At 67.9% G+C, this 9,587-nt stretch carries 10 protein-coding genes; 5 read left to right on the top strand and 5 right to left on the bottom strand.

Translation table 11 applies throughout. The annotated features are described in order from the left end of the window. Positions 1 to 234 precede the first annotated feature (234 nt). The gene (locus tag ACNA7R_RS09325) at positions 235 to 1,938 is read left to right on the top strand and encodes a tRNA uridine(34) 5-carboxymethylaminomethyl modification radical SAM/GNAT enzyme Elp3 (RefSeq protein WP_416283292.1); all 1,704 of its coding nucleotides are present in this window, start codon (positions 235 to 237) and stop codon (positions 1,936 to 1,938) included. A gap of 155 nt (positions 1,939 to 2,093) precedes the next feature. Beyond that, positions 2,094 to 2,597, top strand: a complete 504-nt coding sequence (locus ACNA7R_RS09320) for a universal stress protein (RefSeq protein WP_416283291.1) — start codon at positions 2,094 to 2,096, stop codon at positions 2,595 to 2,597. On the opposite strand, the gene ACNA7R_RS09315 is transcribed toward ACNA7R_RS09320, so the two are convergent. Next, positions 2,594 to 3,532: a biotin--[acetyl-CoA-carboxylase] ligase gene (locus tag ACNA7R_RS09315; protein WP_416283290.1), complete on the bottom strand. Its 939-nt coding sequence runs from the start codon at positions 3,530 to 3,532 to the stop codon at positions 2,594 to 2,596. The two genes, ACNA7R_RS09320 and ACNA7R_RS09315, sit on opposite strands and share 4 nt — an antisense overlap. A gap of 136 nt (positions 3,533 to 3,668) precedes the next feature. Here ACNA7R_RS09315 and ACNA7R_RS09310 point away from each other — a divergent pair, with 136 nt between their 5' ends. Next, positions 3,669 to 3,839, top strand: coding sequence for a hypothetical protein (locus ACNA7R_RS09310; RefSeq protein ID WP_416283289.1), 171 nt, complete (start codon positions 3,669 to 3,671; stop codon positions 3,837 to 3,839). A 71-nt stretch (positions 3,840 to 3,910) separates the two neighbouring features. Here ACNA7R_RS09310 and ACNA7R_RS09305 read toward each other — a convergent pair whose 3' ends face one another. Then, positions 3,911 to 4,891, bottom strand: coding sequence for a tyrosine--tRNA ligase (locus ACNA7R_RS09305; protein ID WP_416283288.1), 981 nt, complete (start codon positions 4,889 to 4,891; stop codon positions 3,911 to 3,913). 64 nt (positions 4,892 to 4,955) lie between these two features. Then, entirely contained in the window at positions 4,956 to 5,234 is a 279-nt protein-coding gene (locus ACNA7R_RS09300; protein ID WP_416283287.1) for a HalOD1 output domain-containing protein, read from the bottom strand. A 150-nt stretch (positions 5,235 to 5,384) separates the two neighbouring features. Between ACNA7R_RS09300 and ACNA7R_RS09295 the strand changes: the two genes are divergently transcribed. Further along, a complete protein-coding gene (locus ACNA7R_RS09295) occupies positions 5,385 to 6,047 on the top strand; it encodes a hypothetical protein (protein ID WP_416283286.1) in 663 nt (220 codons plus the stop codon). On the opposite strand, the gene ACNA7R_RS09290 is transcribed toward ACNA7R_RS09295, so the two are convergent. Together ACNA7R_RS09290 and ACNA7R_RS09285 are read right to left on the bottom strand one after the other, a co-directional pair. Further along, positions 6,044 to 6,823 carry a 4-phosphopantoate--beta-alanine ligase gene (locus tag ACNA7R_RS09290; RefSeq protein ID WP_416283285.1) on the bottom strand — a complete coding sequence of 260 codons (780 nt, stop codon included), beginning with the start codon at positions 6,821 to 6,823 and terminating at the stop codon, positions 6,044 to 6,046. The two genes, ACNA7R_RS09295 and ACNA7R_RS09290, sit on opposite strands and share 4 nt — an antisense overlap. 41 nt (positions 6,824 to 6,864) lie before the next feature. Next, entirely contained in the window at positions 6,865 to 7,692 is an 828-nt protein-coding gene (locus tag ACNA7R_RS09285) for a pantoate kinase (protein ID WP_416283284.1), read from the bottom strand. A 197-nt stretch (positions 7,693 to 7,889) separates the two neighbouring features. Here ACNA7R_RS09285 and ACNA7R_RS09280 point away from each other — a divergent pair, with 197 nt between their 5' ends. Beyond that, positions 7,890 to 9,395 carry a hypothetical protein gene (locus ACNA7R_RS09280; RefSeq protein ID WP_416283283.1) on the top strand — a complete coding sequence of 502 codons (1,506 nt, stop codon included), beginning with the start codon at positions 7,890 to 7,892 and terminating at the stop codon, positions 9,393 to 9,395. Positions 9,396 to 9,587 lie beyond the last annotated feature (192 nt).

Below are 9,587 nucleotides of genomic sequence, written 5' to 3'. Positions count from 1 at the left end.
CCCGCCGTCGGTCGGCTCGCAGGCTCGAACCTCGTAGACGTCCGCGTACTCGAGGATCGAGCGCGGCGTCAGTCGCTCGCGGAGTTGCTCGGCGGACGGCTCGACGGTGTACGAGAGTTCGATCTCGCGCATTCGTCGTGACGTTTCGGGCGGGCGGTCAAAGCCGTACTGCTCCCGGCTCGACGGGTAGCGAGTCCGACACGCTTATTCGCGACGCGCGACCAAAACAGTGTAGTGAGTACCGAGACGCCCGAACCGACCGAAACCGACGCGTTCGAGAAGGTCTGCGAGACGCTCGTCGAGCGGATCCTCGCGGGCGAGATCGACCGCGACGAGGTCGAGAAAGCCAAGCTCGAGGCGTGTTCGGAACACTCGGCGCCGAAGGTGCCGAAGAACTCCGAGCTGCTGGACTACGCACCCCAGGAGCACCGCGAGGACCTGGAAGCGGTGCTCCGGCGCAAACCGGTCCGGACCGCCTCGGGCGTCTCCCCGGTCGCGATCATGACCTCGCCCGAGCGGTGTCCCCACGGGAAGTGCCTCTACTGTCCTGGCGGCCCCGACTCGGAGTTCTCCTCCTCCCAGAGCTACACGGGCGAGGAGCCCGCGGCGGCGCGGGGCGTCCAGAACGACTACGACCCGTACGGTCAGGTGACCCTGCGGCTCGAACAGCTCCGGGAGATCGGCCACCCGGTCGACAAGGTCGAGCTGATCCTGATGGGCGGGACGATGACCGCCCGCAGCCACGACTACCAGGAGTGGTTCGTCAAGCGCGCCTTAGAGGCGATGAACGACTACGACGTCGAGAAGGAACCCGAACCTGCCGAGGGCGTCAGCTTCGCGGAGGATCCCGAGGAGTACGAGTTCAAGTACCTCGAGGACGTCATCGCGGAAAACGAGACGAACGACATCCGCAACATCGGGACGACCTTCGAGACCAAGCCCGACTGGTGCGACCCCGAGCAGATCGACCGCATGCTCGAGCTGGGCGGGACGAAAGTCGAGGTCGGCGTCCAGACGACCTACGAGCGAATCAACCGCGAGATGCACCGCGGCCACGGCGCCCAGGCGTCGATCGACGCCAACCGCCGGCTCCGCAACGCGGGATTCAAGGTCGGCTTCCACATGATGCCGGGCCAGCCGGGGATGAGCAAGGAGATGTGTCTCGAGGACTTCCGCCGGCTGTTCGAGCAGGAACAGTGGAAGCCCGACTACCTCAAGATCTACCCGACGCTAATCGTCCGGGGCACTGCGACCTACGACTGGTGGCACAAGGGGGAGTTCGACCCGCTCGACAACGAGGAGGCCGCCGACCTGGTCGCCGAGATCAAGGATATGATCCCGCGCTACACGCGCCTCCAGCGGGTCCAGCGGGACATCCCGGCCGACTACATCGACGCCGGCGTCTGGAAGTCGAACCTCAGACAGCTCGCCAGACAGCGCATGGACGAGCACGGCTGGTCCTGCGACTGCATCCGCTGTCGCGAGGCCGGCATGAACGACGAGACTCCCGAAAACGTCGAACTCGACGTGATGAGCTACGACGCCTGCGGGGGTACGGAGCAGTTCATCTCCGTCGAGGACTTCGAGAAGGACCTCCTCGTCGGCTTCTGCCGACTCCGGTTCCCACACGACGGCGGCACCGCGAGCGGCTCCCCCTCCGCTTCGGGAGACGACCGGATCCGTCCGGAACTCGAGAACGCCGCCATCGTCCGGGAACTGCACGTCTACGGGAGCGAGGTCGCCGTCGGTAGCGAGGGTCAGACCGACCAGCACCAGCACAAGGGGTACGGCCGCCGGCTGATGGAACGGGCGGAAGAACTCGCGGCCGACGCCGGCTACGACAAGCTCAGCGTCATCTCCGGGATCGGCGCCCGGGAGTACTACCGGAACAAGCTGGGCTACACGCAGGACGGCCCCTACGTCAGCAAGCAACTGTAGCCCTTCGCTCCCTCCTTTGGCGTTTTCGCTCGCGCCCACAGCGTCGACGCCGTTTCTCGAGCCCCCTCCTCGGCACCGTATCAGTATTCGTAGGCGAACCCCCCGATACTACCACAACGTTATTACTCCCGACGTGTTATGCCACGTGGTAACAGATGTACGACTGCATTCTCGTCCCGACCGACGGTTCGCCGGAGGGCGAGCGCGCGCTCGAGTACGCGTTCGAACTCGCGCGCACTCACGACGCGACGGTGAAAGCGATCTACGTCGCCAACGTCGCCAGCTACGGCGGGCTGCCGATGGAGACCGCCTGGGAAGGCATCGGGGACGCGCTGCGCTCGGAGGGGCAGGGCGCGCTCGCACGGGTCGAGGAACTCGCGCCACCGGACGTCGACGTCGAGACGGAGATCCTCGAGGGGTCGCCGAGCCAGGTGATCGTCCGCGAGGCGACCCCCGACAGCTGCGACCTCGTCGTTATGGGCACGCACGGCCGCGGCGGGATCGACCGGCTGTTGCTGGGCAGCGTCGCCGAACGGGTCGTCAGACAGTCGCCCGTCCCGGTGTTGACGGTCAGGCTGGGCGAGGACGAACCGGTTCCGGACTCCGAGCGCCAGGCCGAGGCGGCCGAGGGAGAAACGCCGGAGACCTCGGACGTCTAGGTCGGTCGCAGGTGCTCGCAGTCGCCGGCCGAGACCGTCTCCCGGCCGTCGTCGGTCTCGACGACGAGTGCCCCGCTCTCGGTGACGTCGACGGCCTCGCCGACGAGTTCGCCGGTCGGTCGCTCGACCCGAACGCGCTGGCCCAGCGTCAGCGCCAGTTCGCGCCAGGCCGGGACGACGTCCTCGAGGTCGGTTCGCAGATCGTCGAACTCCTCGAGCAACCGCTGGACGAACGCGCGTCGATCGACGTCGCCGGCTTCGGCGCGGATCGAGGTCGCTTCTGCGGGCAACGCATCGGCGTCGATGTTCGCGTTGACGCCGATGCCGACGACGAGCCACGCGATGCGATCGGTCTCGCCCTCCATCTCCGTGAGGATCCCCGCGAGCTTGCGGTACCCGCCCTCGTCGTCGACGGGAACGACGACGTCGTTGGGCCACTTGATTCGGGCGTCGACGCCGGCCTCTCGAGCCGCCCGTGCGGTCGCGACCGACGCCGCCAGCGTGTACAGGGACGCGCGAGCCGGCGCGACCTCGGGCCGGAGGACGATGCTCAACCAGACCCCGCCCGACGGCGCGGTCCACTCGCGCTCGAGGCGACCCCGGCTCCCGGTCTGTTCGTCCGCGAGGACGCCGACGTCGCTCGCACCCTGGGTCGCCAGCTCGCGGGCGCGGTCGTTGGTGCTGCCGATCGCGTCGTGGTACTCGATCGAGAACGGCGCCTCGAGCCCGTACTCGACGGCGGGGGCGTTGTACGCCGTGACGTCAGTTAGGGTGTAGCCGTTCGACCCCCCCTCGATCTCGAAGCCGGCTTCGCGGAGCGCGTCGATCTGCTTCCAGACGGCCGCCCGGGAGATGCCGAGCGACTCGGCCACGTCCGGGCCCGAGACGGGGCCGTCGGCGATCGCCTCGAGGATGGCTCGTCGCGTCTCGTTCATACCGGGAAAGGGACGGGACCGCACTTGAATCGGCTGGATCGACTCTCGAGCTGACCGGTCGCTCGGCCGTCCGATCCGGAGGTTTTTGTCGCTCGCTCCCGGAACGTCGAGTGAAAGAGGTGAGCTAGCACGACTCATGAAAATCGGTACGCGCTGTACGACCTGCGGACGGCGACCCGACGAGAGCGAGATCTCGACTTGCGAGACGTGCGGGCGCGGGGTCCACGACCCCTGTGAGGAGTACGAGACGACCTTCGAGTGTCAGTACTGCGGCGACGAGCCGTGGATCGACGCGGTCGAGTTCTGAGTCGGGCGGCGACGGCGTGACGGGCGAACCGTTCGGCATCCGCGAAACCGGGGACTCGGCGGTACCGAGCGTTAGCTTCGCAGTTCGCGCAGCTTCTCACGACCCGGCGCGATCAGCTCGTCGAGGTAGGCCGCGAGCGTGCCCTTCGCATCCGCGGGGTGGAGATCGCCGGACTCGAGGTCCGCAGCTAGACTCTCGTAGTCCTCGTAGGCGAGGTCGCCGCCGTACTTCTCGGGGCGTTCGACGACGACCCCCTCGAAGCGTGGGAAGACGTGGTACTCGAACAGCTCGAGGACGGGGTTCTCGAGGTCGCCCTCCGGGTCACGTGTGGGCGGGCAAAACGCCGAGTTGACCTTCTCCTCGAGTTCGTCGGTCGAGTCTTCCATCGAGATCGTGATCCCCTCGCTCGAGGACATCTTCCCCTCGCCGCTGGTGAGGTCGGCGACGATCGGCGTGTGGAGGCAGGGTCGGGCCTCGTAGCCGAGGTCCGGAATCTCCTCGCGGTGGAGCATGTGGACCTTCCGCTGATCCAGGCCGCCGACCGCGAGGTCCAGATCGAGGTACTCGATATCGAGCGCCTGCATCAGCGGGTAGACGAGGTGGCTTACCTTCGCCGTCTCGCCGCTCTGGAGTTCGGCCATCGCGCGCTGGGCGCGGTTCATCGTCGTCGAGAGCTCGAGTTCGTGCAGGTCGAGGGTGTACTCCTCCTCGAGCTGGAACTCCGAGCCGTAGACGAACTCGGTGTTTTCCTCGTCGAGGCCGTAGGCGGTAAACTGCGCTTTCATCTGCTCGGCAGTCTCGCGGATCTCCTCGAAGCTGCCCTTCCCGTTGAGGTAGGCGTGGACGTCCGCGAGCAGGACGACGACCTCCATACCGGCGTTCTGGAGGTCGATCAGCTTGTTGGCGGTCAGCAGGTGTCCCAGGTGCAACACGCCGGAGGGCTCGTAGCCGACGTAGACGCGCTTCCCCTCGGGATCGTCGGCGAGTTCGCGCACCTCCTCGTCGGTGACGACTTCCTCGGCGTTTCGCGTGATTAGCTCGTAGGCGTCCATCTCTATCTCATCGCACCCGGCGAACGGTTTTATAATAACCGACCCGCGACCGCGAGAGACCGGATCAGACGCCGGCGCTCGTCACCGTCGTCGTTCCGTCCTGTCGAACCCGGAACTGGTACCCCTCGTAGGTGAACTCGATGGCGGCGTCGGCCGTCGCCCGCGGCGGCGAGGAGAACAGATCCGCGAGCAGTTCGTTGACCGTGTAGTAGATCGGCGCGAGGTCGGTCGGCTCCCGATTCTCGAGGTCGGCAACGAGTTCGACGACCTCCGTCGCCGGCGTCTCCCGATTGGTGTCGAGCGTGCGTCTCGCAATGATATCTCCGTCGTCCGTCGCGTTCATTTGAGTGTGCGTACTACCAACTGGAACGTCCGTAACCGTTCTACTGGCGTATGCACGCATCGTCCGCCCGCTCGCGGTTCCCCTGGCAGCGGTCGTTGCAGCCACTGCCTGCCAAAGATTCATACCGATTTCGACGTATCACTCGGTCGTATGGGCTATCGAGAGGATGCCATCAACGCCGCTCGGCGGACCGTCTACCCGCAGATTCACTACCTCCTGCGGGGGACCTTCGGGGGGTACGCCGTCACGCACACCACCGCGGACGAGTACGTGCTGACCGCTAACTGCTCCGAGGCGGAGATCGAAGCGCTGCTCGACGACATCGGATTTTCGCGCAACCCGATCTCCGCGGTGAAGGTTCGGATGGACGGGAACACCGCCGAGGGGTCGTGGGTGTGGCGGCCGTCGCCGCTGGCGTCGTACCAGCTCCACGTCGTCCTCCACGAACTCGAGAACGCCGAGGGCGTCGACGTCTACGCCCACTGGGAGTGTTCCTGGATCCGCCACCCCTACAGACACTACGTCGCCCGCGGCTACGACGCCCAGAAGGGCGTCGAACTCACTCGCCGCTGGCTGATCGACGACGACGGGGAGACGCTGCGGGGCGAGGACTGCGACATCCGCTACGAGGTCGACGGCTCGTTCAGCCGGCGGGCCAGCGAGTACTTCTCGCTGTCGTACTACCGGGTCAGGGAACTCACCGCCTCGATCAGATCGCGAGTGCCGTTCGTCAACGGCGCCGACAACGACCACATCACCGAAACCGAAGACGGTCGCGACACCCTCTCGCCGCGGATCACCGACCGCTTCTAGAGCTCGCCGTTTCGAATCCGACGCTCGGCGTCCTCGAGCGCCGCCTCCCGATCGAACGCCTCGATAATTTCCCGGAGCTCGGCCTCGTCGGCGTCGGCCAGGTCCCGCGCGTGAGCCGTCACGTTCGGCACCGCGCGGATGATGTTGTCCACGATCGGCACCTCCGCGACCTGGGGCGACCGCGAGAGCGGGTTGAGGTCGATCACGATTTCGGTCTTGCCCATCGCCTCGAGGGCCTCCGCTCGATCGCCGTCCTCGAGCGGGACGACGACGACGTCGGCCGCGTGGATGCCGTCGGCGTCGACCTTCGCGCGCTGGTGGTCGAGGTTCGGGATCCGGGCGTCGGCCTCGATCCCCTTGACCTCCTCCGCGCCGTGGTCGCGCAGATGGTCGGCGATCGCTTCGATTCGCTCGGGCGTGCGGTTGAACAGGTTAACCTCGAGATCCGCTCCCGTAGCCTCGGCGAGTTCGACCATCTCGCCGGGAACGAGCGCGGCGACGTTGCCGTTGATCGAGAGCACCGGTTTCTCGGCGAGCAGCAGGTGGGCCGCGGCGGCCCGTTCGGCCTCGTCGGCGCTCGGGATGGTCTCCTCGCCGAGCAGGTAGTCGAAGGCGCTGCCTCGCCCCTCGGCGTGCATCCCCTGGAGGTGGGTGATCCCCTTCTCGACGCCCCGCTCGATCCGGTGGCGGGTGAGCAGGTCCTGGTATCTGGGGTGGTCCTCCGGAATCTCCTCCTCGTGCTCGACGTCGGCGGAGACGGTGTCGTAATCAGTCATGAACGATGACTCGAGACCGTCGATGAAAAGCCGACCGATCCCTACTTTAGCACCGCACCCGAGGGGTGGGTTCGACAGACCGACGGCTCGTAGCCGGCGTCCGAGAGCCCGGTCCCGAGGGCGAAGACGGTCTCGCCGAGCATCGCCATCGACGCCTGTCCGCCGACGCCCGCCACGTCCTCGATCGCCTCCTCGAGCGTCGGCGTCAGCAGCTCGGCCTCGCGGGCGAACCGACGCGAGGCGTCCATGAGACACTCGAGGGTGGGCTCCTCGACGAGCCGCGAGAGGGCTTCCTCCCCGGCCCGCGAGAGCTTCGCGGTTTCCCCCGCGAGCACGTCGGCCGTCGACAGCTCGCCGAACGCGACGTACTCGACCCGGGCCCGGGCGGGAACCGCGTCGAGTTCGTTGACCGCGGGGCCGCCCGGCTCGAGCCGGATCGGGATCCCGCCCTGTGCCTGGGCGACGACGTCGCCCAGCCCCGTTCCGGCCTCGACCTCCGCGGCGTGGGCGATCGCGACGAGTTCGTTTCGTGACCGCCGTCGCTCGAAGACCTGGTTCGCCGCGAACGCCGTGCCCAGCGCCATTGCCCCCGAGACGCCGAACCCGGCCCCCAGCGGGAGCTCGGACTCGGCCTCGACGCGGGCCGGCACCTCGAGTTCCTCGAGGACCGTCCGGACCGGATCGATCTCGATCGGGTCGCCGTCGAGGACGACCGCCGTCTCGGTCGCGGGTTCGACGGTCACCTCGACGCCGTCGGTCAGCGTCAGTCCACCCCCACGTGAGCCGGCCTTCGTCGGGTCCGCGTCCGGATGGGCGCTGAAGAATCCGGTCACGTGGCCCGGCACGAACGCCGTCGCCTCCTCGCGCATCATCACCCGGTTGTCACTCGCCCGGTATAACGTTACAGGTTCGACGCCGACGGCTCAGGACACTTCAGGGTCCCGGCTTTTCCGTTCGGAGTGCCAAGGACGGCTCGATGAGCGAACAGTTCTCGCTGCGGCCCGCCGTCCCGGTAGCCGGCAGCGACAGCGAGGGATCCATCCTCGAGGACGGGTGGGGCTGAGCGATGGCAACGAACACGGAAACCGGCGGTTTCGGCCGGTTCTTCCAGCAGTACACGAAGACCTGGATGCACGCCGTCGCGACGGCCGGGCTCACCGCGTTCGGACTCCTCTCGTTCGTCCACCGCGGGTTCGTCCTCCTGGCGCTCGCCTGCTATATCGTCCCGCCGATCGTCCTCTACATCACGCGACGTGGCGACGACGCAGCCGGGAGTTCGATGTCGCCGACCGACGCGGCGCTCGCGGAGCAAAGCGAGTCGGACGGAAACGAGCGAAACGGAGGCGAGCGGATCGAACCCGAGGACCGGTCCGCCCCGGAGTCGGGCGCCGATTCGCTCGGCCCGCCGCCGGCCGAGCCGGAGTCTCGATCCGAGTCCTCGCGGGAGGACGAACGGGAGTCGCTCGAGGGGACGTCGACGACCGACCGCGAACCGGAGCCCCGGCCCTCGAGCGAGCCGACGGCCGACGCCGAACCGTCGACCGAGTCGGCGGGTACAGCCGCGTCGGAATCCGAAGTAGACGAGCCCGCTGGCGAGACAGAGCTGACTGGCGAGGCCGACCCGGCGGCCGAGGGCGCCGCGCCGGCGTCCGAATCGCACGACGAGGGCGAGACCGACTCCGAGTCCGAACCCGAACCCGAGTGGCGACACGCGGAGGCACCCACCGACGCAACCCTGCTCGACGCCGCGGTCGCCGACCGCTCGAGTGCCGTCGCCGTCGGCGAGGGTGGTGTGGTCGCGACGACGGACGGCGAGGAGTGGTCCATCACCCTCGAGGACGGTCCCGCCGCCCAGGGGCAGACCCTGCACGGCGTCGACGTAACCGAGGACGGCGAGGCCGCCTGGGTCGCCGGCGACGGGGGCGCCGTCGGCCGACTCGAGCTCGACACGGGTCGCCACACCGACTACTCGGCGCCCGACGATCGGACCGACAACCTGGCCGGAATCGCCGTCGCTGGCAGCGAGGGCGACGAGACCGTCCTGGTGATCAACGGCTCTGGCGAGGTGCTGCGCGGTCGGTACCGCGACGGCGACTGCAGCTGGGACGCTCCCGTCCAGCCGGGCAGCGGCTCGAGCCTGAGCGACGTCGTTCTCGTCGACTCGTCGGTCGGCTACTGCTGTGACACGAACGACGGCGTCTTCGCGACCGACGACGGCGGCGAGCGCTTCGAGCCGATCGGAATCGACGGCGCCGACGGCACCCCGACCGGACTCGCCGGGGGGGAGGACGGATCCTGTTTCCTCTGTACCGACGCCGGCGTCGTCCACCGCTACGACGGCTCGCGGTGGACCCCCGAGCGGGTCTGCGAGGACGCGCTGACTGGGATCGCTCGAGTCGGAGACCGACTCGCGGTCTGTACCGCCGACGGAACGATCCACGAGCGCGACGGACCGACAGCCGACTGGGAACGGGCCGACGCGGACGCGCCGGCGGAACTCGAGGCGATCGCGCTCGGCGACGACCTCGGGGTCGCCGTCGCCGGCGAGGGAACGGTGCTCGAGCGACGATGATCGCGAGCCGCGCCGTCAACCCCGTTGCGAACGGACCGCCTCCGGTTTCGTCCGGTATTGTCGGTCGGCGGTACAGTACACGTGAAACTACCGGGAACGGCGTCTCGATCGAACCGATCGTGGCCCGCTCGGCTCCGATACCGTCGGCACGCCGATAGCCGGCGAGCAGCGTCGTCACTACGTATCAACACA

Source organism: Natronococcus sp. (genome assembly GCF_047921035.1).
Taxonomy (GTDB): Archaea; Halobacteriota; Halobacteria; order Halobacteriales; family Natrialbaceae; genus Natronococcus.
This window is presented reverse-complemented; position numbering and strand designations above follow the sequence as displayed.